The sequence below is a fragment of the Frateuria sp. GZRe14 genome, from assembly GCF_051900395.1.
GTDB classification, from domain to species: domain Bacteria; phylum Pseudomonadota; class Gammaproteobacteria; order Xanthomonadales; family Rhodanobacteraceae; genus Frateuria_A; species Frateuria_A edaphi.
Genome location: NZ_JBHZGJ010000001.1, coordinates 2,201,763 through 2,222,292, shown reverse-complemented (window position 1 = coordinate 2,222,292; position 20,530 = coordinate 2,201,763). Strand labels below are relative to the sequence as shown.

The window sequence follows — 20,530 nt, the reverse complement described above, 5'->3', positions numbered from 1 at the left end:
TTTCGCGCGCCGTTGCCGCAGCGTCGCGCAGCATCGGTCGCCTCGGATCGGCAACCACAGGAGGCGACCGTGGGACAGTTAGCGAAGCTTGCCGCCGCGTTTGCGGCGGGCGCGGCGGCGATGTATCTGCTCGACCCGGTGGCCGGACGCCGCCGGCGAACCATGGCGCGGGACAGGGTGCTTGCGGCGGGACAGGACATCCAGGATTTCGCCCAGGACACGGCCAGGCACGCGGCCGACCGCCTGCACGGCGCATCGGCCCACCTGCACGCGCAGGCGCCCTCGGACGACCGGCAGCTACACGACCGCATCCGCTCCAAGCTCGGGCACCTGGTGGCACAGCCGGGCAAGGTCGAGGTCCACGTGGAGGACGGTCTGGTGACATTGAGCGGTTCGGCACGGCTCGCGGAAGTGGACGAACTGGTCGCGGCAGTCTCGGACATGCTGGGCGTGGCGCGCGTGGACAACCGCCTGGATGCGGCGCAGCTGCCGCCCGCGAGCGAGAGCCGGCACTAGCCTCCAGTGAGGGCGCGACGGCGTTGCCCTGCAGGAGCGCACCTTCCCCGAGGACGACCCATAGGATCGGCCATTCGCGGCGTGGTCTGACGTGCCCCGCCGGCGCTAGGCCGGCATCCGCAGCGCCGGCGCCGGCGGACGCAGGACGAACTCGCGCTGGACGTGCGCGTAGAGTGTGCGCTGGCCACCGAACGGCAACCGCGCGATCGCGTCGGGGAACGACAGCCAGGCGTGATCGTCGTGTTCGGCGTCAAGGTGCACCTCGGCATCGGGCGCCACGAAGGCGACGAACGCCGGCACCACTGCGATGCACTCCTCGCGCACGTCGTAGTAGGTCTCGCATTGGTCGGACGAATAGAGCGCCGTCGGCCGCAGGCCCGTCTCTTCAACGAGTTCGCGCACGGCCGCCTGCCAGGCCGTTTCGCCGGGCTCGAGGTGCCCGGCCGGGTAGGTCCACAGGCCATGGAGGTGGGCCTTGGCGCGGTGCAGGAGCAGCGTACGGGCGTCCTCGCCCTGGCTGCGGACGGGAATTACCGAGACGAGTGAACAGCGCGTGGGTATGCCATGCATGTCTTCTCTCCGACAGGCCGCACGGGACGGGCGATGCCATCGTCGTGCTTGCTTGGGGTTCAGTGGCGCAACCCCATGATTCGATAACAGTTTGACCAGATAGAGCCCATGCAGCCATTCCTTCGCACGCCGGAAGCCGCAAGCCGGTCCACCGTGGGTGCAACCTCCGACGTGCGCAAGTCGCGCACGTGCCATGGCTCCGGCCATCCCGGCGTACTCGACCCGACCGGCAACCTGTCCGGCCGCTCGGCAGTGCGGCGGGTCGGCGCGGGTTTGCGCAAGATCTGGCGTACGGTTGGCCTCGTGCTTGCCGGTGCGTGCTCCGTCGGCCTGGCCGGACTGACCGCGGCGAACGTCTTGCCTGCGGGCCCGGGGCTGTCGCAGGCGCCGGCCAACGTGGCGCCGGTCGATAGCCCGGCGTTCCGGCAGCAGGCCGAAGCCCTGCTCGGAAGTCCGGTCACCCAGGGCGACGCTGTGGTCGACCTGCAGAACGGCGATGCCTATATCCCGGCCATGCTCGCCGACATCCGCTCGGCGCGGAAAAGCATCGAGCTGGAGAGCTACATCCTGCGGCGCGGGCACGTCGCCGATGTCTTCGTCGCCGCGCTGTCCGAGCGCGCGCGCGCCGGCGTGAAGGTGCGCGTGGTGGTCGACTGGATGGGTTCGCGCGGCAACGTGGCCGACGCCGAGCGACTGCGGGCGGCGGGCGTCGATTTCCATTTCTACCGGCCGGTGCGGCTGGACCAGCTGGCGAACCTCAACAAGCGCACCCACCGCAAATTGATGGTGGTGGACGATCACGTGGCCTGGACCGGCGGCATGGGCATCGACGATGCCTGGCTGGGCAATGCCAGCAACGGCAGGCAGAAGCGCGACATGATGTTCCGCATGCGGGGCCCCGCCGTGGCGCAGATGCGCGGCGTATTCGAGGAACACTGGCTGGCCACCGGTGGCAAACCGCTGCCGCCAGCCGACGTGGCGACCTGTTCGCCGGCGGGCCGGTTGCCCGTGCAGGTGATCGCCAGCACCGACCGCGTGGGCGAGTACAACTCCCAGCGCATGTTCCTGCTGGCCATCGCCGGCGCGCGGCGCTCGATCGACCTGGAAGCCTCCTACTTCGTGCCGGACGAGCCAGTGCGGCAGGCCCTGCTGGACGCGCTGGCGCGCGGCGTCCGGGTGCGCATCATCGTCGAAGGCGATCACGTCGATGGCCACATGGTCGGCGACGCCTCGCGCACCTATTGGGCCCAATTCCTCGACGCGGGTGCGCAGATCGCCCGCTACACGCCGTCGCTTTTCCACAGCAAGCTGATGGTGGTCGATGGCTACCTGACGCTTGCCGGCTCGGCAAACTTCGACAGTCGCTCGTTGCATCTCAACGACGAGGCCAATATCGCGATTTACGACGGCCGCTTCGCGGGGCGCATGACCGATGTGTTCGACCGGGACCTGGCCGTGTCACAGCCGGTCACGATGGCACGGCTGCGCGCACGGCCGTGGACGCAGCAGGTCACCGACCGCTTCTGGGCCGAATTCGCTTCCCAGTTGTAATCGCGCCCGCAGGCTCCGTGCCCGCACGCCCATGGCGGGCCCAAGCCCACCCCGCAGGATCCCGCACCTCAGCGGATCGGCGCCATCAGGTGCCGGTAGGGCGTGTCCGCCCACATCACGTACGGCGCATCCGTGACCGGATCGGCCGCCTTCGGATACTGGTCGTAGAACGCCGCATCGGCGCCGACCACCATCACGTGCGGTCCGGTCTTGACCCAATGGTTGCCCTGCGGCTTGCTCGCGTAGGGATCGGTGTTGCTGGCGTCGGTCCCGCCTTCGAGCATGTACATCAGGCCGACCTTGCCGGCCGGCGGCGTGGCGTGGGTCAGCCAGGCGTGTACCCAGCCCATCGCGGCCTTGTCCGCGCACATTGGATCCGGTCCCGGCGTGGCGGGGGCGTCGGGGATGCAGGTGAAGCCGTTGCTGCCCTGGCGCAGCGTGCGCATGGTGCCGTCCGGCTGCATCGTCATGATGGTGGCATGGCGACCCACGCCGGCCGGCGCCGCACGCATGGCGCTGGCGATGAGCTGGGCATCGGAGGGCTGTTTGGGATTGTCGGCATGCGCCACGGGCGTGGCGAGCAGCGCGGTGGCGAGGACAAGGGGAGCGATCGAGGCAGGCATGAGAGGCCTCCCGCAGGACAGCGAGGCCAGCCCGGGTTTCCCGGCGGCATCCTGTGCCCGCGCGTGTTACCGGCCGATCAAGCGCGCGTCAGCAACATCGGACCGTCGTCTTCATGCCAGCGCCCTGCGACGTGGCGGCCGCTTGCCGGCGGGGCGTGCCTGGCTGGCGGTCGCGGCCCGCAGCAGGCGCCGGAACTTCGGGCACTCCAGATGGCTTGGCGCAGGGCAGCTGGCCGCGTGGCGCAGGCCGTCGCGCACCGCGGCGAGCTGACGGATCGTCCGGTCCAGCTCGTCGGCCCTGGCCGCCAGCTGGCGGCGGTCGATGCGCGGCTTGTCGCCGGTCTTGAACAGCGCCGCCAGGTCGTCCAGCGCGAAACCGGCGATGCGTCCCAGCGTGATCAGCGCCAGGCGCTCGAGCACCTGGGGCCCGAACAGGCGCCGCAGGCCATGCCGACCGACCGAGGCGATCAGTCCCTTTTCCTCGTAGAAGCGCAGCGTGGAAGGCGGCAGGCCGGAGCGGCTGGCCACTTCGGCGATATCGAGCAATTTCATGCTTGACCTTAAGTGGACTTGAATTCGTAGGCTCTCCCAAACGCGATCGGGAGACAAACCGATGATGACAAAACAGCAACCACGGGAGCATGGCTCATGGCTGAGCTTGCGCACTTTCTTTTCCACGCCGCCGTGGTCGGTATCGGCGCCACGCTCGTCATGGATGCCTGGTGGCTATGCCAGAAGCACGTCTTGGGCGTGCCGGTGCTCGACTATGCGATGGTCGGCCGTTGGCTTGGTCATCTGGTGCATGGGCGCCTGCGTCATGCAGCGATCAAGAACGCACCGCGGGTAGCCGGGGAACGCGCGATCGGCTGGATGGCGCATTACACGATCGGCATCGGCATCGCCGCCACGCTGCTCGGCGCCGCCGGCGTCGGGTGGGCACACGCACCGTCACCCGGTCCCGCGCTGGCGGTGGGACTGGCCAGTGTGGCTGCACCGTTCCTGGTGCTGCAGCCGGCGCTCGGGGCAGGCCTGGCCGCCTCGCGGACGCCGCGCCCCGGCGTGGCGCGACGGCGCAGCCTGGTCACCCACCTGGTGTTCGGCCTGGGCCTGTATCTGGCGGGCGAAGGGTGGGTGCTGCTCGTCCGGCTGGCGAACTAGCGCGGAAGCAAGCCCCCACGTAACCTGCCGGCCTGTCGAAACGGGGCGCCCGTGCGCGTCGTGCTAGTGAACGCCCTTATGTCAGGAGGCCAACCATGGGTACCGTCCGACTGCACCGTGTCCTTCGCACCACACCCGAGCGCCTCTACCGCGCGTTCGTCGATCCCGACGCCATGGCCAAGTGGCTGCCGCCCAACGGTTTCACCGGCAAGGTCCACCACATGGACGCCCGGGTCGGGGGCAGCTACCGCATGTCGTTCACCAACTTCTCGACGGGCAGCAGCCACACGTTCGGCGGCACGTACCTCGAACTGCAGCCGGGCGAGCGGCTGCGCTACACCGACCGCTTCGACGATCCGGATCTCGCGGGCGAGATGGTCACCACCGTTTCGCTCGCGCGGGTTTCCTGCGGCACCGAGCTGACCGTGGTGCAGGAAGGCATCCCCGACGCGATCCCGACCGAGGCCTGTTACCTCGGCTGGCAGGAATCGCTGGTGCTCCTGGCAAGGCTGGTCGAGGCGGAGATCCCCGACTGAGCCCCGCGCGCACCTCCGGGACCGTCGCGTCCGCTGCCATGCTTGGCCGATGACTGCCGACCGCATGCTCGACAGGCTTGATCGCCTGGCCCGCGATGCAACGCTCGAGGCGGCGGAGCGCTGGCACGCGCGTGCCGAAGCGTTGGACTGGATCGACCGCGTGTGGCATGTCCTCGCGCACGAGGCGCCCGATGCCACCGTCCGCGCGCAAGCGCTGCGCCATCGGCTGGAACGGGCCGACGACATGCTGCACCGGCGCTTGCGCGCGGTGGTCCGGGCCGGGTACGGGCCGGCAGTGTTCCAGCGCTGGCAACAGGAGACGGGCCTCATCGACGGCGAAGGCTACGACGCGCTCGACGAACTGCTCGCCGGCGTGCTGCAACTGGCGGACCCGGGTCCCGGCTCACGACCACTGGAACCGGAGATGGTGTTCTACCAGCCGACGCCGGCGCGCCACGCGCTGGACATGCTCGTGCGCAGCCGCGTGGGTCCGCGCGACGTGCTCGTCGATCTTGGCTCCGGACTCGGGCACGTGCCGATGCTCGCCTCGATCTGTACTGGCGCGCGCGCCATCGGCGTGGAATGGCAGCCGCCCCATGTCGAGGCCGCGCGGCGCGCGGCCCGCCGACTCAAGCTGGAGCGCGTCGGGTTCCTGGCGCAGGACGCGCGCGACGCGGACCTGTCACGCGGCACCGTGTTCTTCCTCTACACCCCATTCCTGGGGACGGTGCTGCGAGAGGTGCTGGACGCGCTGCGGCTCGAAGGGATGCGGCGGCCGATCAGGGTGTGCACCTACGGTCCATGCACCCGCATCGTCGGCGACGAGGCCTGGCTGCATACGGATGGGCCGACGACGGCGGACCGGGTGGCCGTGTTCCGGTGCGTGGGGCAAGGAAGCGATTAAGCTCGACCGGCCGCCGTTGGCCCAACCGAGGAGTACGCGATGAAACTGTCACGCTGGGTGTTCATGGGGCTGCTGGCGCTGGTTGCAGCCCTGCCCGCCGCGGCCGCGACCGACGATGCAGCCGCCATCCGCCAGGTGCTGGCCGACCAGCAGGCCGCCTGGAACCGCGGCGACGTGGAAACCTTCATGCACGGCTACAAGGACGCGCCGGATACCACCTTCGTCGGCAGTTCGGTGCGCAAGGGCTATCAGGCAATCCTGGCGAGCTACCACAAGCACTATGCGAACAACGCGCAGATGGGTCGGCTGACGTTCTCGGACGTCGACGTGCGGATGCTGCCTTGCGCGCAGGGTGAGGTGCGTTACGCAGTGGTCACCGGGCGCTTCCACCTGGATCGCAGCGAACATGGCGAAGCCGCCCAGGATGACGGCGTCTATTCGCTGTTGTGGGAGAAGACGGCGCAAGGCTGGAAGATCATCCTGGATCATTCCAGCTGAGCCGGCATTCGCACTGCTGCAGCTTCGCGCCATGGCAAGGCGCAGAAACCGCCGTCTGCTGCCGGATTCGCGATCGCGCACTTTCTTCTATGCTGCGTGAACGCGATCTTGATTTTGGCAAAGACGCAAGGACACGGAGAGAAGGCATGAGCGAAAGGAAGTACTTCGGCGCCGCCATGTACGGTCGGTTGCTTGTGGGGTGCGTGGGCGCAAGTCTGTTTGCGTTCGCGCCGTCGACCGCGACGGCCCAGGAAACGGGCGGCAGCATCTTCGGCTGGGGACCGGCGGGCCAGACGGTCACGGTAAAGGGAGTGACCTCGGGCATGCGTCGCCACGTCACCATCAAGGACAGCGGGCGTTACTCGATCAGCCGGTTGCCGCTGGGAATCTATACGGTGACGCTGGAGAAGGACGGGAAGGCCGCCGACACGCGTTCGAATGTCGACCTGAAAGTCGGCCGTGGCGCGGAAGTCGATTTCGCCTGTCCCGACGACAAGTGCGCCGGGCACGAAGAGGGCTGAAGGATTCCGGAGGCGCCCCGGGGTGCCTCCTGAGTTCGACCCGGTCCGCCGCCGCCGTGGCATGCTCGATGGCCTGCCGCAGAGGAATTCGCGTCATGCCGCTACGCCCGCCGAGGCTTGTTCTCATCCTGTTTGCCGGCGCGCTGGCCGTGGTCGCTGGCATGGCTCAAGCGACTCGCTATCGCGTAGTGGGCTATGCCACCGACTGGAATGCCACGCAGGCGCACACGCTCGAGCGCATCGATACGTTGATCTTCGCCTTCGCCCACGTCGAGCGGGGCCGCGTGGTGCTGGATGGCGACGCGGCTGCCCGCCTGCGACGGCTGCTGGCGCTCAAGCGCACGAAGCCTTCGCTCAGGGTGACGATCGCGGTGGGCGGTTGGGGCGCCGGCGGTTTCTCCGAGGCGGCCGCGACGGCCGAAGGCCGGCGGGTCTTCGCGCAGAGCGCGGCGAGTCTCGTCGCGGCGCAGGGCGCCGATGGGCTGGACGTGGACTGGGAATATCCGGGCCATGGCGAATCGGGCATCGCTTCCAGCCCGGCCGACCGGACCCACTTCACGCTGCTGCTGAAGGCGCTTCGCCAGGCGCTCGACCAGCAGGGCAAGGGCCGGCATTACGTGCTCAGCATTGCGGTCGCGGATGGGCCGTTCGTCGATGGCGTCGATATCGCGGCGGTTGCGCCGCTGGTCGACTGGTTCAACTTGATGACCTACGACTTCGTCAATCGCATGACGCCAATCACCGGGCATCACACGGGACTGTATCGCTCGCGCCTGGCTGCGGCCGATGCACGCACCGGCGACGGCGCGGTGCGCCAGTTTCTCGCCGCCGGTGCGCCATCGGAGAAACTGCTGCTTGGCGTGGCCTTCTACGGCCGCGAGTTCGCGCAGGTGAAGCCCGACCACGATGGCCTCTACCAATCCTATGGCGATTACCAGGGAGAGCATCCCTGGCCGGAGCTGAAGAAGAAGTACATCGGCCGCAACGGCTTCGTGCGCTACTGGGATCCGCAGGCCAGGGCTGCCTGGTTGTGGAACCGGCGCACGCACGCCTTCATCACCTACGACGACCCTTTGTCGATCGCCGCGAAGGCCGTCTACGTGAAAGCACACAGGCTTGGCGGCCTGATGTATTGGGAACAGAAGCACGATCCCGAGGGCGAACTGGTCGATGCGATCTGGCGGGGGCTGCAGGATGCGCCCTCGAACCGGGAGCAGGAACCGGCGCGCGACGAGCCCGCCCAGCCACCTTTGCGCTGAGTGCACGCGGCGAAGGCGAAGCGCCTCTCGGTGCACTTCCGCGGGAGAAGATTCGAGGCACGTCTTGGACGAGGGCCAGCCGGCCCTACGACCCTGCGCCTACGCCCACGGTAAACGGTGTCCGGAAACCGTTCGCAATGAGCGTAGGCGCGCAGTGCCGACGTCGAAGCGCCTCCCTTGAACCGCCGCCCATCCCTTCCGGGAGAGGGGGCCGACAGGCGGGCGGGGCTTCAGACGGAGCGGGTGCGCCGCCGCATCAATGGCGCACGGTGTCCCTCGGCTCACCCATGTCGTGCATGACGTCGCGTGCCTTGTCGGCACCGGTCCGGACCGCTTCCTTCGCCTTGTCGGCGAGATCGTCGCTGGCTTCTCCCATCAACCGGTTTTCCGGTTCGGTGGTGGGCAGCGCGGCACCAAGCAGGGCACCGACGGCGATGCCCATGGCGCCGAGCGCCAACGGGTTGTCGCGCAACAGGTTGTTGTAGCCCTGCACGGCCCGGTCCTTCTGGTGCAGCAGGGACTCACGCGCGCCCTGGGCCGTGTCGGCCATGCGCGAGGTGGTGTCGGCGACGCGCGACCTGGCCTGGTTCCAGGTGCTGGAAACGGTGTCGGAAACCTCGCTGCCCATCTCACGCGCCCGATCCATCATGCCGCTACCGTCATCGGTGCCGGTATCGGCAAAGCTGCTGCGCATCGGTGCCGGCTCATCGCGGCTGGCGTAAAGCCATAACAGGCCGATGGAGGTCAACAGGGCGGGCACCGGGTTGGCCTTCACCGCGTTGCCGATGTTCTGCGCGAACTCGCGGCCGTTGCCCTTGCCGAAGTTCACCATGCGGTCGAACAGCTGGCCCGGCGAAAGCTTGTTCTCCAGCGCGTCGACGATGTGGTTGATGTCCGCGCGCTGCTGGTCGATCTCCTGCTCCAGGCGCGCCGGATCCTTGTGCGATTCGGCTTCGATCCGTTCGGCAGTGCTCATGGCGTCCTCCCGCGGATGGCATCGGCATCCTTCTGCAGCGAGTGGATGGTGTGGTCGGGCTTGAGCGAGCCAGGCTCGAACTGCTTCTTGCCGGCGTTGATCATGACCCAGCCGACGAGCAAGGCGGCCGCGCCCACGATCAGTGCGGACAACCATGGCGCGAGCACGGTGCTCAGGCCGTACACGCCGGCCATCAGCAGGATGACCAGCCCCGCCAGCATCACGGCGCCGCCGGTGGCCACCGCCGCCACGCCCGCCTTGGTCGCGCGCAGGTTCTCGCGCATCTCGGCCTTGGCCAGCGCCAGTTCCTTGGTGAACAGCATCGGGATTTCGCGCGCCAGCTGCTTGAGCAGGCCACCGATGGAGACGTCTTCCTCGCGCGAGGGTACGGCGCGCAACGCGGGTGGTGTATCGAAGGATTGGGACTGTTCGAAAGACTTGCTCATGGTTGGTTCCTCCCGCGCAGGGTATCCGTGGATGACAGGCTGTCTCGACCGTCGTCCGTCGTGTCGCTCGCGGCCGCGCCGGCGCGGGCCGAGATGGCATCGGCCGTGGAAGCCGAGGGGCCCGGCACCGCGGGGATGGAGCCGGTCAGGCCGCCGGGCGCGGTGGTGTCGATGGTGTCGTTGCCGGTCGCCGGGTGGGCGGCGGTCCCGGGGACGGCCGCGTCGGCATCGGTCCAGCGGGCGCGACTCGTGCGTTCGCTGGTGGCCAGGTTCGACGATCGCCCGCGATCCGCGCCGTTGCTGGCCGAGGCGCGCGCGAAGCGGGTCAGGCCGAAGCCGATGGCGATGCTGCCCGCGATGAACAACGTGGGGTTCTCGCGCGCGATCCGGCGAACGTCATGCAGGATCTCGTCGGCGCTTTTCTCGCGCAGCCCGTCGGCCATGCGGCCCAGGCCGCTGGCCATGTCCGAGACGTGCCGGGACAGATGCGCCACGTCGTCGTCGCGCATTTCGGCCGCGGCGGCCTTGACGCTGTCGGCGAGCGTGTCGACCTTGTCGGCCGCGACGTTGCGGTAGTGCTGCACCTGCTCCTGGCCTTCGGCGCGCACCTTCTCTGCCATGTCCTCGGCGCCTCCGGCGACGCCAGGGTCGGTAACCTTCCCGCCGGCGGACGGGCGGTAGCTGCTGTCCTGGGGTGTATTCATCTGCGAGTCCTCGGTATGGACGGGCGGCGCCCGCGCGCGAATCCGCCTTGCGTCCCTGCCGAATTCGCGGTGTCGGTGGTGTCCATGGGTTTGTCTGCGGCGGTCTCCGCCGCCAGGCCGGTGGCGGGGCGTGGCGCCACCGTGGTTTGGCCGTCTATTCCGTCATGCGCCACGACGGAAGCGCAGCATGGAACAAGCGCGATGACAGGCCCGTCTAAAGGGGTTGCATCTTGCGTCACGGCGGATGAAGGCGCGCGCCGCGGGAAAGCAGGCGCAGGGCAGGCAGGCGTGTGCCGTGTATTGCCCGCGGGGCGGCGCGTCCGGTGTGTGGCGGATGACGTGGCGCGAGGAACACCCGACCCATCGGCCGCAAGGCGAACTTGATAGAGTCCACCCGCACCGGGCGCCGCGCTTGCGGTCGCCTCGCCGGACGGAGGGAACGGATGGACGCGAGTAAACGCCAGGGTCGTCGGCCCGGCATGGGCAAGGGCCGGCTGGAGGCCTTCAGCGATGGCGTGGTCGCCATCATCATCACGATCATGGTGCTGGAGCTGAAGGTGCCGCACGGCAGTTCGCCAGCCGCGCTGGCGCCGCTGTTGCCGGTGCTGCTCAGCTACGTGCTCAGCTTCGTGTACGTGGGCATCTACTGGAACAACCACCACCACATGCTTGCAGTGTGCCGGCGCGTTTCCGGCGGCGTGCTCTGGGCGAACCTGCACTTGCTGTTCTGGCTGTCGTTGTTTCCCTTCGCCACTGCGTGGATGGGGGAGAAACACTTTGCGGCCGCGCCCACGGCCGCCTACGGCGTGGTGCTGCTGATGGCGGCGGTCGCGTACTGGCTGCTGCAGCGGACGCTCGTGCGCCTGCAGGGCGATGACTCGGTGCTCATGCGGGCGATCGGCAGCGACTGGAAGGGCAAGCTTTCCCCGGTGCTGTACGCGCTGGGCATTGCGTCTACCGTGTGGGCGGCCTGGATTGCACAGGCGCTGTACGCGGCGGTGGCCGTGATGTGGCTGGTGCCCGACCGACGGATCGAGGGCCTCGTCGGGAGCGACCAGGACGGGTAGCGCAAGGCTCGCGCGCGCTTGCCCCGACAACGACAACATCTCGTAGTGATGGGCACGGCAAGCAAGCACGCGTTGGCGGCCCGTGCGCCCGACAGACGGCGCCCCACCGGGGCTTCTTGCTACAGTCGGGCGCTGGGGAGGCGCCTCTGGTTCTCCCGATGCACGGGAGTCCGGATGAGCACCACCACCCACGAGGGCGGCCGCCTGCCGCGGCAGATCGGCTACATCATCGGCAACGAGGGTTGCGAGCGGTTCTCGTTCTACGGGATGCGCAACATCCTCACGCCCTTCCTGATCAGCAGCCTGCTGGCCTACATGCCCGAGGCCGAGCGCACGCTCGCGGCCAAGGACGTGTTCCACAGCTTCGTCATCGGCGTGTACTTCTTCCCGCTGCTGGGCGGCTGGATCGCGGACCGCTTCTTCGGCAAGTACCACACGGTGCTGTGGATGAGCCTGGTCTATTGCCTGGGCCACGCGTGCCTGGCGCTGTTCGAGGACCACCGCCTGGGCTTCTTCGCCGGGCTGGGGCTGATCGCGCTGGGCGCCGGCGGCATCAAGCCGCTGGTGGCCTCGTTCGTGGGCGACCAGTTCGACCAGTCCAACAAGCACCTGGCCAAGGTGGTGTTCGACGCCTTCTACTGGATCATCAACTTCGGCTCGTTCTTCGCCTCGCTGCTGATGCCGCTTTTCCTGCGCCAGTTCGGTGCCGCGGTGGCGTTCGGCATTCCGGGCGCGCTGATGTTCGTCGCCACGGTGGTGTTCTGGTTGGGGCGGCGCCAGTACGTGATGGTGCCGCCGGCGCCGCCGGACCGCGACGCGTTCTCTCGGGTGGTGCGTACGGCGTTGCTCAGCCGCCGGCCGGGACGGGCGCGGCCGGGCCTGTGGGTGGCCGTGGCCGGCATCCTGGTGGGACTCGCATCGGCGGCGTTGATCCCCAGCCTCGGTTTCGTGATCGCCGCCTGCCTGGCCGTGGTGGCGGTGATTGCCGGCATCGGCGGCGGCGCCTGGATGCAGATGGACCGCGCCCGCGGCGTGCATCCGGACGCAGCGGTGGACGGTGCGCGCAACGTGTTGCGCGTGCTGGTGATCTTCGCGCTGACCACGCCGTTCTTCTCGCTGTTCGACCAGAAGGCGTCGACCTGGGTGGTGCAGGGCGGGCACATGAGCATGCCGGACTGGTTCCACCCGGCGCAGATGCAGGCATTGAATCCGCTGCTGGTCATGCTGCTGATCCCGTTCAACAACCTGGTCCTCTACCCGTTGTTGCGGCGATTGGGCTACGCGCCCACCGCGTTGCGCCGCATGACCGCGGGCATCGCCTTCAGCGGCCTGGCCTGGATCGCCGTGGGTGCGTTGCAGCTGGCGATCGACGGCGGGGATGCGCTCTCGATCATGTGGCAGGTGCTGCCGTACGCCTTGCTGACCTTCGGCGAAGTACTGGTCTCGGCCACCGGCCTGGAGTTCGCCTACAGCCAGGCGCCGGCGTCGATGAAGGGCGTGGTGATGAGCTTCTGGAACCTCACCACCACGATCGGCAACCTGTGGGTGCTGCTGGCGAACGCGGCAGTGCGCAACGATGCGGTGACCGATTCGATCGCCCGCACCGGGCTCGGCACGATCGCGTTCCAGATGTTCTTCTTCGCCGCGTTCGCGCTGCTGGCGGCACTGGCGTTTGGCCTGTATGCGCGGCGGTATCGGGAGCGGGATTACTACCGAGTGGGGTGAACGCCCGGGGCACGTCGCGTTGGCCCTTGAACGGGCAAGGATCGGGATAGCGGCGCGTGGTCCTTTCCCCGCTCGGCGGGGATGATGCCAGGCGGATGGGCGCCCGGAGCGGGCGCCCTGACTTACCGGCCCAATTCCACCACCGGCGCGAACCCGCCGAAGATCATCCGTTTGCCGTCGAAGGGCATGGGGGTCTTCTCGGGGCTAAGGCGCGGGTCCTTCATCATCTTTTCCATGCCGGCATCGCGCGTGGCCTTGTCGGGCCATTCGATCCAGGAGAACACCACCGCTTCGTCAGGCGTGGCCTGCACGGCGCGGCGGAAATCGGTGAGCTTGCCTTCGGGCACGTCGTCGCTCCAGCACTCGACCACGCGCGTGGCGCCGAACTCCTGGAAGTAGACGTCGAACGTGCTGGCGTGCTCGATGAACTTTTCCCGGTTGGCCGTGGGCACGGCAATCACGAAACCGTCGATGTAGGACATGGCATGTGCTCCTTTGGCGGGGGTTGCCTCTTGTCGACGATCCGGGGCGTGGAAAATCGACAGACGACGAACGCAAAGCGCTTCGGCCCACCGTCCTAGCGAGGGGCCGGACTGAAGCCCTACGAGAGCTCGATCCATAGCGGCGCGTGGTCGCTGCCTGGGCGCATGGCCGGGTCGTCCTCGATGCCAGCCCCGACAACACGCGGCAGCAGACTCTCGCCCACCAGCGCGAAATCCACCCGCGCCGCGTCCAGCCGATGGCGGCTGCGTGGGTGGAACCAGGTGTACGCGCGTGCATCCGGGTACAGGTGGCGGAAGGCGTCGGTCAGCCCCAGGCCTGCGACGAACTCTTCGTTGAAGCGGCGCCGCGCGGTGGCGTGCGGCTCTTCCGTGCGCAGGCGCGGCGCCGTGTCCTGGTGCGTGCGCGAAACGTTCCAGTCGCCGATCAGCACGAGGTCGAGGCCGTCGGCCTGCAGCGCCCGCGCCTCGTCACCCAGCCGCTCGATGAAACGCTGCTTGAACTGGTGCCGGTTGCCGTACGGCCCGCCGTGCTCGGCGTCCCAGTGCGGCCGACCCGTGCCGTTGACCGCATAAACGTTGGCGATGGCCACGCCCAGCGAGGGCAGGCCCGAGACGATCACGCGCCCCTCGGTGTCCCACGGGAAGCGCAGTGGCGTGGCGTCGAGGTCGGCGCGCAGCCAGGTCGCCACGCCGTACGCGCGACCGCCGCGGAAGCGGCCATTGTGCGGATCATGGTTAAGCGAGGCGTGGCAACTGAAGCCGGGCAGGGCGGAGTGCATGCGCGCAACCAGCGCCTGGTCCTGGGGCCGGATGCGCACTTCCTGCAGGCACAGCACCTCGGGCGAGCCCAGCCGCGCATGCAGGACGGGCAGGCCGGTGGCATCGTTCTCCAGCCAGTGCGCCAGGTTCTCGACATTCCACGAGACGATGCGCATCCGCTGCGGGCCGGCGGCGCGAGTTGGTCAGGCGGCTGCCTGCCGCCACAGGTCTTCCCAGCCCAGGCCGCGGAAGCAGGGGCCGCGGGTAGCCTCGGAGAACTTGATGTCGTTGTAGCGCGCGTTCCACTCCATCAGCCGCGGCTGGTCGTCCTCGTCGATGCACAGGTCCCAGCCCAGGCACGGCATGTGCGGGCAGCCCTGGTGCAGCGAGCGGCACAGCTGGGTGGCCGCGGCGAAGTGCGGGATGACACGTCCGCCGAAGCCCAGGCCGGTATCCGGGTGCGCGTCGATGGTGCGCCAGTCGTGCAGGAAACCGGTCTCGTCCAGCGCGCCGTTGGCCGGGTCGACGGCCACGCGCACGTGGCTGCGGCTGCGCACGATGTCGTCGTCGACACGGCCCAGGCGCAGGTAGGCGGCCTTCACCGCGATGCTGCCGTCGAGCTCGCGCGCGGTGGTGATGCGCAGCGTGGCGGTGGCGCTGGGGCTCAGTTCGGCAAAGAAACCGTGCTGGCGGATCGGCGCCTGGAAGACGCCGTCGGGCAACGGCAGGCGGCCGTCCGCCGGGAAGTGCCCGCGCGTCATGAAGGTCACGCTGCGGCCCTGGTAGGAGTTGTCGGCCTTGAACACGGCGCGGTCTTCGCGCGCGAACAGGATGTCGATCAGTTCGCGCTGAGACACGGGGCGGTAGTCGCGCGAGTAATAGAGGCCATCGATGACGTAGGCCAGGTCCGGCAGCGCCTCGGTGTTGAGGATGCGGTTGGTGAAGGACTTGATCAGCGCGACCTTGGCCACCTCGCCGCTCTTGTGCGGGTCGACCACCAGACCATAGTAGTTGTCGGGGATCCAGCCCTCGCGGAAGCCACCGCTCACCGCGGCGTAGACGTGCAGCCAGGGCGCGTAGCGGACGCTGCCAAGCACCTCGCGGGCGTACTCGTCCGCTTGCCGGACCGCCGTGCGATCGGTCGGTCCGCGCTGGCTTTCCACCGCGTGCAGCACGGCCTGCGCCTGCTGGTTGTAGTGCGCCTGGCGCTGCGTCTGCTGCAACCCGGTGTAGAGGCGCTTGGCGGCAGCAAGGCTGGTCTTCTTCAGTGACTTGGCGGACAGGGACATCGACGTTCGATTCCTCTGCGGGAAACAACGAAAGGCGCTGCAGCGGGGCTGCAGCGGGCCGGAAAGGGTCGTGGGCCTGGCCGGCCCGAGCGCACGGGGGCAGGCGGCAGATGCTTGCTGGTGACGCGCCAGTCCGCGGCGTGGATGCTTCCTCGATCGTCTGGCTGGGCCCGGTCGCTTCCGGGATTCTTGGCTGCCCTTGCGTGCGGGAAGGGCCTGCGCGTCATACCGGGCGCGAGCTCAAGGAGTTGTGAAAGTTCGCGGTGCAGGCCGCAGTCGCGCGCTGCGCGCTCCTACAGAGAGCCAGGCCTGTGCGCCAAGGCGATGGCGGCGGGGCAATCGCGCACGGGGTCGCCTGTCGGAGAGCGCCTGTGCGCGACCGCCATGTCCGGTCCGCTAGCCAGCCTCGGCACGCCGGGGCAGCTTCCATCCCGGCCGCACGAAGTGGCAGGTGTAGCCGGTGGGGTAGTGCTGCAGGTAGTCCTGGTGCTCCGGCTCGGCCTCCCAGAAGTCGCCGGCAGGCTCGATCTCGGTGACCGCCTTGCCGGGCCACAGACCCGAGGCGTCGACGTCGGCGACGGTCTCCTCGGCCACGCGTTCCTGTTCGCCGGTGGTGTAGTAGATCGCCGAGCGGTAGCTGCTGCCGCGGTCGTTGCCCTGGCGGTTGGGCGTGCTCGGGTCGTGGATCTGGAAGAAGAACTCCAGCAGGCGGCGGTAGCTGATCTTCTGCGGGTCGAAGATGATCTCGACCGCCTCGGCATGGGTGCCGTGGTTGCGGTAGGTGGCGTTGGCCACGTCGCCGCCGGCGTAGCCCACGCGGGTGGAGATCACGCCCGGCTGGTGGCGCAGCAGTTCCTGCATGCCCCAGAAGCAGCCACCGGCAAGAACGGCGCGTTCGGTGCTCATCGTTGGGCCTCCTTCGTGGTGTCGAACAGCTTGCGGTACTCGCCGTAGCCCTCGCGTTCGAGCGCGTCGAGGGGAATGAAGCGCAGCGAGGCCGAGTTGATGCAGTAGCGCAGACCACCGGTTTCGCGCGGGCCGTCCGGGAAGACGTGGCCCAGGTGGCTGTCGCCGTGGCTGGAGCGCACCTCGGTGCGGATCATGCCGTGGCTCACGTCGCGCTTCTCGACCACATGGGCGGGCTCGACCGGCCGGCTGAAGCTCGGCCAGCCGCAGTGGCCGTCGAACTTGTCCAGCGAGGTGAACAGCGGCTCGCCGGACACCACGTCCACGTACAATCCCGGCTCCCGGTGATCGTTGAAGGCGTTCTCGAACGGACGCTCGGTGCCGCTTTGCTGGGTCACGCGGAATTGTTCGGGGGTAAGGCGGGCGAGCGCCTCGGGCGTCTTGCTGTAGGTCGGCATTGGCTACCTCGTGTGGGTGCAGTATTTCGCTGGCTGGCTGGCGATGGGCGCCTCCGTGCCGAACCGCGGGCGGAAACCCACGATCCGGGCGTCACAACGACATAAGGCCACGCGTAAGCGTTCCAAGCGCTGTCCGGTCACGGCCGCTCCATGGGGCGATCGGCCAAAGGTGCATGTGAAGGCCAGTCAACGGAACGGGTGGCATGATGTGCCGCCCCCGGGCGCGCGCCCGGGGGACACACGTGCTTCGCCGGCCCCCCGTTTCCGGTTACGCATGCCCCGGGCCGACGCACCCACCACCGCCAGCGCGGTTACGGACGGAGCGAGCCCATGCAAGCGCAACCTTCTCCCGATGCGATCCTGCAGACCGGCCTTGCGTTCTGGGCCTCCAAGACGCTGCTGAGCGCGATCGAGCTTGGCGTGTTCACCCGCCTCGCCCGCGGCCCGGCCGAGTTGCCGGCTCTGCGCGACGCGCTTGGCCTGCATGCGCGCTCGGCCCGCGACTTCTTTGACGCGCTGGTCGCGCTGGGCTTCCTCGCGCGTACCGATGGCGTCTACGCGAACACCGCCGAAACCGACCTGTTCCTCGACCGTGCCAAGCCGTCCTACGTCGGCGGCATCCTGGAGATGGCCAACGCGCGCCTCTACCCGTTCTGGCGCGGCCTGACCCTGGCGCTGCGCACCGGCCTGCCGCAGAACGAGGTCGCGCACGGCGGGCCGAACCTGTTCGACACGCTCTACGCCGATCCGGCGCGCCTCGCACAGTTCCTGGCGGCGATGACCGGCATCAGCCGCGGCGCCAACCTGGCGATCGCACGGCAATTCCCCTGGAGGGACTACCGCAGCTTCGTCGACGTCGGCACCGCGCAGGGCGACCTTGCCGCGCAGATCGCGCTCGCCAACCCGCACCTGCATGGCACCGGCTTCGACCTGCCGCAGGTGCGCCCGATCTTCGAGGACTACATGCGCGCGGTCGGCGTGAACGACCGCGTGGATTTCGCGGCGGGCAGCTTCTTCGAACAGGAGCTGCCCAAGGCCGACGTGGTGCTGATGGGCCACATCCTGCACGACTGGGACCTGCCCACCAAACGCATGCTGATCGGCAAAGCCTTTGACGCGCTGCCCGAGGGCGGCGCGCTGGTGGTGTACGAGTCGATCATCGACGACGAGCGCAAGGAAAACGCCTTCGGCCTGCTGATGAGCCTCAACATGCTGATCGAGACGCCCGGCGGGTTCGACTACACCGGTGCCGACTGCGCGGAATGGATGAAGGATGCGGGCTTCCGCCAGACCCGCACCGAGCACCTGGTCGGCCCCGATTCGATGGTGATCGGCATCAAGTGAGCGGCCTGTGCGGCGATCCACTACCGGGCGCTTGGATTCGCCGGTAGGCTGCGCACACCCCGTGTGGAGCGCTGTCGCATGTACTGCACCTTGCCGCCGGCGTCCCGGCCCTTGCCCGCAGCCCGTCCCGTCGGCGCGCCCCGGGACGCGGCGGCGTGAGCGAAGCTGCCGCGGGCACCCTGGAGCAGGCGCTGGCGCACGCCCAACGGTTGCTGGAGCACGATGCCGCGCTGGCCAGGGAGCAGTTGGGGGAAATCCTCAAGGCCGTTCCCGGCCATCCCGGCGCGCTGCGGTTGCTGGCGGTCGCGCACGGGGCACTGGGTGAGGAGGCGGCCGCGCTCGCCATCCTCGCGCCGCTTGCCGAGGGCCAGCCGAACTGGGCCATCGTGCAGCTGGATCTGGGCCTGGCGCTGGGGCGTGCCGGTCGCGGACAGGAGGCGATCGCCGCGCTGCAGCGAGCGGTCGCGCTCAAGCCCGACCTGCCGCAGGCCTGGCGGGCGCTGGGCGATCACCTGGCGGCCGTGGGCGACACCGGAGCGGCCGATGCCGCCTATGCACAGCACGTTCGCCACGCCACCAGCGACCCGCGCCTGCTCGGCGCCGCCGCGGCCCTGGCCGAAGACCGGCTGCCGGATGCCGAGGCCTTGCTGCGTGCACACCTGAAGGCCGTCCCGACCGACGTCGCCGCGATCCGCATGTTCGCCGAGGTCGCCGCCCGCCTGGGCCGCAACGAGGATGCGCTGAACCTGCTTTCCCGGTGCCTCGAGCTCGCGCCCGGCTTCCACGCCGCGCGCCACAACTATGCGCTGGTGCTCCACCGCAGCAACCAGCCCGAACGGGCGCTGGCGGAGATCGAGCAACTGCTCGCCACCGATCCGGATCATCCGGGCTACCGCAACCTCAAGGCCGTGGTGCTGTGCCGCGTGGGCGACTACGCACCGGCCATCGCGATCTACGCCGAGCTGCTGGCGCGTTATCCCGACCAGGCAAGGGTGTGGATGAGCTACGGCCACGCGCTCAAGACCGCAGGACAGCTGGAGCGCGCGATCGACGCCTACCGGCGCAGCCTGGCCATCGAGCCGTCCTTCGGCGAAGTCTGGTGGAGCCTGGCCAACCTCAAGACTTTCCGCTTCGGGCCGCCGGACGTGGCGACCATGCGCACACAGCTGGCGCGTGCCGACCTCGCCGAGGAGGACCGCCTGCACCTGCAGTTCGCGCTCGGCAAGGCGCTGGAGGACGAAGCGGATTACGCGGCCTCGTTCGAACACTACGCCCGCGGCAATGCGATCCGTCGCGCGCAACTGCACTATCGGGCGCAGGACACCCGCGCCCGTGTCGCGCACATCCGTGGGCGCTACACCCGCGACTTCTTCGAGGCGCGCCGGGGCGGCGGATGCCCGGCGCGCGATCCGATTTTCATCGTGGGACTGCCGCGCTCCGGTTCCACGCTGATCGAGCAGATCCTGTCCAGCCACAGCCAGGTCGAAGGCACGATGGAGCTGCCGGAAATCACCTCGCTCACGCGCCTGCTGCGGGAACAGGCGGACGCGGACAGCGCGATGCCGTACCACGACGCGCTGGCCGCGCTCGACGGCGAGGGCCTGCGCGAACTGGGCGAACGGTACCTTGCCGGCACGCGCATCCATCGCAAGACCGGCGCGCCGCTGTTCATCGACAAGATGCCGAACAACTTCATGCATCTTGGGTTGATCCACCTGATCCTGCCCAATGCCATCGTCATCGATGCGCGGCGGCATCCGCTGGCCTGCTGCTTCTCCGGTTTCAAGCAGCACTTCGCGCGGGGGCAGAGTTTCAGCTACAGCCTGGAGGACCTGGGCGCGTATTACCGCGACTACGTCGCGCTGATGGCGCACTTCGATGCGGTGCTGCCGGGGCGCGTGCACCGCGTCGTCTACGAGCGCATGGTCGAGGACACCGAAGGCGAGGTGCGCCGGCTGCTCGCGCACTGCGGCCTGCCGTTCGAGGAGGGCTGCCTGCGCTTCTTCGAGAACGCGCGTCCCGTCCGCACGGCCAGCTCGGAACAGGTGCGCCGACCCATCTATCGCGAGGGCATGGACCAGTGGCGCCATTACGCACGATGGCTGGGGCCGCTGGAGCAGGCGCTGGGGCCGGTGCTCGAAAGCTATCCGGCCGTACCTGAAAGTTTGCAGGGGGAAAACACGCTGTTGTCCTGATCGTCATCTTCAAGGGAGGGGA

The 20,530-nt window shown here is 68.7% G+C and carries 23 protein-coding genes; 12 read left to right on the top strand and 11 right to left on the bottom strand.

Features of this window, described 5'->3' with window-relative positions; all coding sequences use genetic code 11:
- The first annotated feature begins 69 nt into the window (after window positions 1–69).
- Entirely contained in the window at window positions 70–516 is a 447-nt protein-coding gene (locus ACFWZ1_RS10180) for a BON domain-containing protein (protein ID WP_439666329.1), read from the top strand.
- A 105-nt stretch (window positions 517–621) separates the two neighbouring features.
- Here the strand turns inward: ACFWZ1_RS10180 and ACFWZ1_RS10175 are convergent, their stop codons facing one another.
- Window positions 622–1,086 carry an NUDIX hydrolase gene (locus tag ACFWZ1_RS10175; RefSeq protein WP_439666328.1) on the bottom strand — a complete coding sequence of 155 codons (465 nt, stop codon included), beginning with the start codon at window positions 1,084–1,086 and terminating at the stop codon, window positions 622–624.
- A gap of 108 nt (window positions 1,087–1,194) precedes the next feature.
- On the opposite strand from ACFWZ1_RS10175, the gene ACFWZ1_RS10170 reads away from it, so the two are divergent.
- Complete coding sequence (locus tag ACFWZ1_RS10170) at window positions 1,195–2,637, top strand: phospholipase D-like domain-containing protein (RefSeq protein ID WP_439666327.1); 1,443 nt, start codon at window positions 1,195–1,197, stop codon at window positions 2,635–2,637.
- A 68-nt stretch (window positions 2,638–2,705) separates the two neighbouring features.
- On the opposite strand, the gene ACFWZ1_RS10165 is transcribed toward ACFWZ1_RS10170, so the two are convergent.
- Together ACFWZ1_RS10165 and ACFWZ1_RS10160 are read right to left on the bottom strand one after the other, a co-directional pair.
- Window positions 2,706–3,260, bottom strand: coding sequence for a hypothetical protein (locus ACFWZ1_RS10165; protein ID WP_439666326.1), 555 nt, complete (start codon window positions 3,258–3,260; stop codon window positions 2,706–2,708).
- Window positions 3,261–3,371: 111 nt separating this feature from the next.
- The gene (locus tag ACFWZ1_RS10160; protein WP_439666325.1) at window positions 3,372–3,812 is read right to left on the bottom strand and encodes a helix-turn-helix domain-containing protein; all 441 of its coding nucleotides are present in this window, start codon (window positions 3,810–3,812) and stop codon (window positions 3,372–3,374) included.
- 96 nt (window positions 3,813–3,908) lie between these two features.
- On the opposite strand from ACFWZ1_RS10160, the gene ACFWZ1_RS10155 reads away from it, so the two are divergent.
- The 6 genes from ACFWZ1_RS10155 to ACFWZ1_RS10130 all read left to right on the top strand — a co-directional run bounded on the left by ACFWZ1_RS10155 (window position 3,909) and on the right by ACFWZ1_RS10130 (window position 8,136).
- Window positions 3,909–4,418, top strand: a complete 510-nt coding sequence (locus ACFWZ1_RS10155; protein WP_439666324.1) for a DUF2938 domain-containing protein — start codon at window positions 3,909–3,911, stop codon at window positions 4,416–4,418.
- A gap of 95 nt (window positions 4,419–4,513) precedes the next feature.
- Window positions 4,514–4,954, top strand: coding sequence for an SRPBCC family protein (locus ACFWZ1_RS10150; RefSeq protein ID WP_231320387.1), 441 nt, complete (start codon window positions 4,514–4,516; stop codon window positions 4,952–4,954).
- 49 nt (window positions 4,955–5,003) lie between these two features.
- Window positions 5,004–5,858 (top strand): class I SAM-dependent methyltransferase, encoded by an 855-nt coding sequence (locus ACFWZ1_RS10145; RefSeq protein ID WP_439666323.1) that lies wholly within the window; start codon window positions 5,004–5,006, stop codon window positions 5,856–5,858.
- Window positions 5,859–5,897: 39 nt separating this feature from the next.
- Window positions 5,898–6,356, top strand: a complete 459-nt coding sequence (locus ACFWZ1_RS10140) for a YybH family protein (RefSeq protein ID WP_439666322.1) — start codon at window positions 5,898–5,900, stop codon at window positions 6,354–6,356.
- Window positions 6,357–6,502: 146 nt separating this feature from the next.
- On the top strand, window positions 6,503–6,877 hold the full coding sequence (locus ACFWZ1_RS10135; RefSeq protein WP_439666321.1) for a carboxypeptidase-like regulatory domain-containing protein: 375 nt from the start codon (window positions 6,503–6,505) through the stop codon (window positions 6,875–6,877).
- Window positions 6,878–6,972: 95 nt separating this feature from the next.
- On the top strand, window positions 6,973–8,136 hold the full coding sequence (locus ACFWZ1_RS10130; RefSeq protein WP_439666320.1) for a glycoside hydrolase family 18 protein: 1,164 nt from the start codon (window positions 6,973–6,975) through the stop codon (window positions 8,134–8,136).
- 256 nt (window positions 8,137–8,392) lie between these two features.
- Here the strand turns inward: ACFWZ1_RS10130 and ACFWZ1_RS10125 are convergent, their stop codons facing one another.
- Genes ACFWZ1_RS10125 through ACFWZ1_RS10115 form a run of 3 tightly spaced genes read right to left on the bottom strand, consistent with a single transcriptional unit; the run spans window position 8,393 to window position 10,262 of the window.
- Entirely contained in the window at window positions 8,393–9,112 is a 720-nt protein-coding gene (locus tag ACFWZ1_RS10125; RefSeq protein ID WP_439666319.1) for a DUF3618 domain-containing protein, read from the bottom strand.
- Entirely contained in the window at window positions 9,109–9,558 is a 450-nt protein-coding gene (locus ACFWZ1_RS10120; RefSeq protein ID WP_439666318.1) for a phage holin family protein, read from the bottom strand. The genes ACFWZ1_RS10125 and ACFWZ1_RS10120 overlap by 4 nt, the downstream gene beginning before the upstream one ends.
- Window positions 9,555–10,262: a hypothetical protein gene (locus ACFWZ1_RS10115; protein WP_231320378.1), complete on the bottom strand. Its 708-nt coding sequence runs from the start codon at window positions 10,260–10,262 to the stop codon at window positions 9,555–9,557. The genes ACFWZ1_RS10120 and ACFWZ1_RS10115 overlap by 4 nt, the downstream gene beginning before the upstream one ends.
- Window positions 10,263–10,705: 443 nt before the next feature.
- Between ACFWZ1_RS10115 and ACFWZ1_RS10110 the strand changes: the two genes are divergently transcribed.
- Together ACFWZ1_RS10110 and ACFWZ1_RS10105 are read left to right on the top strand one after the other, a co-directional pair.
- Window positions 10,706–11,329, top strand: a complete 624-nt coding sequence (locus ACFWZ1_RS10110; RefSeq protein ID WP_439666317.1) for a TMEM175 family protein — start codon at window positions 10,706–10,708, stop codon at window positions 11,327–11,329.
- A 174-nt stretch (window positions 11,330–11,503) separates the two neighbouring features.
- Window positions 11,504–13,054: a POT-type proton-dependent oligopeptide transporter gene (locus tag ACFWZ1_RS10105; protein ID WP_439666316.1), complete on the top strand. Its 1,551-nt coding sequence runs from the start codon at window positions 11,504–11,506 to the stop codon at window positions 13,052–13,054.
- A gap of 122 nt (window positions 13,055–13,176) precedes the next feature.
- On the opposite strand, the gene ACFWZ1_RS10100 is transcribed toward ACFWZ1_RS10105, so the two are convergent.
- The 5 genes from ACFWZ1_RS10100 to msrB all read right to left on the bottom strand — a co-directional run bounded on the left by ACFWZ1_RS10100 (window position 13,177) and on the right by msrB (window position 16,969).
- Window positions 13,177–13,536, bottom strand: a complete 360-nt coding sequence (locus ACFWZ1_RS10100; RefSeq protein WP_231320375.1) for a DUF1428 domain-containing protein — start codon at window positions 13,534–13,536, stop codon at window positions 13,177–13,179.
- 119 nt (window positions 13,537–13,655) lie between these two features.
- Window positions 13,656–14,492, bottom strand: a complete 837-nt coding sequence (locus ACFWZ1_RS10095) for an exodeoxyribonuclease III (RefSeq protein ID WP_439666315.1) — start codon at window positions 14,490–14,492, stop codon at window positions 13,656–13,658.
- A gap of 27 nt (window positions 14,493–14,519) precedes the next feature.
- Window positions 14,520–15,605 (bottom strand): sugar-transfer associated ATP-grasp domain-containing protein, encoded by a 1,086-nt coding sequence (locus ACFWZ1_RS10090; protein ID WP_439666314.1) that lies wholly within the window; start codon window positions 15,603–15,605, stop codon window positions 14,520–14,522.
- A 396-nt stretch (window positions 15,606–16,001) separates the two neighbouring features.
- Entirely contained in the window at window positions 16,002–16,511 is a 510-nt protein-coding gene (gene msrA, locus ACFWZ1_RS10085; protein ID WP_439666313.1) for a peptide-methionine (S)-S-oxide reductase MsrA, read from the bottom strand.
- Entirely contained in the window at window positions 16,508–16,969 is a 462-nt protein-coding gene (gene msrB, locus ACFWZ1_RS10080) for a peptide-methionine (R)-S-oxide reductase MsrB (RefSeq protein ID WP_231320368.1), read from the bottom strand. The genes msrA and msrB overlap by 4 nt, the downstream gene beginning before the upstream one ends.
- Before the next feature lie 330 nt (window positions 16,970–17,299).
- Between msrB and ACFWZ1_RS10075 the strand changes: the two genes are divergently transcribed.
- Together ACFWZ1_RS10075 and ACFWZ1_RS10070 are read left to right on the top strand one after the other, a co-directional pair.
- A complete protein-coding gene (locus ACFWZ1_RS10075) occupies window positions 17,300–18,313 on the top strand; it encodes a methyltransferase (protein WP_439666312.1) in 1,014 nt (337 codons plus the stop codon).
- Between the two features lie 155 nt (window positions 18,314–18,468).
- Window positions 18,469–20,508: a tetratricopeptide repeat-containing sulfotransferase family protein gene (locus tag ACFWZ1_RS10070; protein WP_439666311.1), complete on the top strand. Its 2,040-nt coding sequence runs from the start codon at window positions 18,469–18,471 to the stop codon at window positions 20,506–20,508.
- Window positions 20,509–20,530: the final 22 nt, after the last annotated feature.

Excerpts from the sequence above, each read along its gene's own strand:
- ACFWZ1_RS10175 (WP_439666328.1), bottom strand. The coding sequence starts at position 1,086 with ATGCATGGCATACCCACGCGCTGTTCACTCGTCTCGGTAATTCCCGTC.
- ACFWZ1_RS10170 (WP_439666327.1), top strand. The coding sequence starts at position 1,195 with ATGCAGCCATTCCTTCGCACGCCGGAAGCCGCAAGCCGGTCCACCGTG.
- ACFWZ1_RS10165 (WP_439666326.1), bottom strand. The coding sequence starts at position 3,260 with ATGCCTGCCTCGATCGCTCCCCTTGTCCTCGCCACCGCGCTGCTCGCC.
- ACFWZ1_RS10160 (WP_439666325.1), bottom strand. The coding sequence starts at position 3,812 with ATGAAATTGCTCGATATCGCCGAAGTGGCCAGCCGCTCCGGCCTGCCG.
- ACFWZ1_RS10155 (WP_439666324.1), top strand. The coding sequence starts at position 3,909 with ATGGCTGAGCTTGCGCACTTTCTTTTCCACGCCGCCGTGGTCGGTATC.
- ACFWZ1_RS10150 (WP_231320387.1), top strand. The coding sequence starts at position 4,514 with ATGGGTACCGTCCGACTGCACCGTGTCCTTCGCACCACACCCGAGCGC.
- ACFWZ1_RS10145 (WP_439666323.1), top strand. The coding sequence starts at position 5,004 with ATGACTGCCGACCGCATGCTCGACAGGCTTGATCGCCTGGCCCGCGAT.
- ACFWZ1_RS10140 (WP_439666322.1), top strand. The coding sequence starts at position 5,898 with ATGAAACTGTCACGCTGGGTGTTCATGGGGCTGCTGGCGCTGGTTGCA.
- ACFWZ1_RS10135 (WP_439666321.1), top strand. The coding sequence starts at position 6,503 with ATGAGCGAAAGGAAGTACTTCGGCGCCGCCATGTACGGTCGGTTGCTT.
- ACFWZ1_RS10130 (WP_439666320.1), top strand. The coding sequence starts at position 6,973 with ATGCCGCTACGCCCGCCGAGGCTTGTTCTCATCCTGTTTGCCGGCGCG.
- ACFWZ1_RS10125 (WP_439666319.1), bottom strand. The coding sequence starts at position 9,112 with ATGAGCACTGCCGAACGGATCGAAGCCGAATCGCACAAGGATCCGGCG.
- ACFWZ1_RS10120 (WP_439666318.1), bottom strand. The coding sequence starts at position 9,558 with ATGAGCAAGTCTTTCGAACAGTCCCAATCCTTCGATACACCACCCGCG.
- ACFWZ1_RS10115 (WP_231320378.1), bottom strand. The coding sequence starts at position 10,262 with ATGAATACACCCCAGGACAGCAGCTACCGCCCGTCCGCCGGCGGGAAG.
- ACFWZ1_RS10110 (WP_439666317.1), top strand. The coding sequence starts at position 10,706 with ATGGACGCGAGTAAACGCCAGGGTCGTCGGCCCGGCATGGGCAAGGGC.
- ACFWZ1_RS10105 (WP_439666316.1), top strand. The coding sequence starts at position 11,504 with ATGAGCACCACCACCCACGAGGGCGGCCGCCTGCCGCGGCAGATCGGC.
- ACFWZ1_RS10100 (WP_231320375.1), bottom strand. The coding sequence starts at position 13,536 with ATGTCCTACATCGACGGTTTCGTGATTGCCGTGCCCACGGCCAACCGG.
- ACFWZ1_RS10095 (WP_439666315.1), bottom strand. The coding sequence starts at position 14,492 with ATGCGCATCGTCTCGTGGAATGTCGAGAACCTGGCGCACTGGCTGGAG.
- ACFWZ1_RS10090 (WP_439666314.1), bottom strand. The coding sequence starts at position 15,605 with ATGTCCCTGTCCGCCAAGTCACTGAAGAAGACCAGCCTTGCTGCCGCC.
- msrA (WP_439666313.1), bottom strand. The coding sequence starts at position 16,511 with ATGAGCACCGAACGCGCCGTTCTTGCCGGTGGCTGCTTCTGGGGCATG.
- msrB (WP_231320368.1), bottom strand. The coding sequence starts at position 16,969 with ATGCCGACCTACAGCAAGACGCCCGAGGCGCTCGCCCGCCTTACCCCC.
- ACFWZ1_RS10075 (WP_439666312.1), top strand. The coding sequence starts at position 17,300 with ATGCAAGCGCAACCTTCTCCCGATGCGATCCTGCAGACCGGCCTTGCG.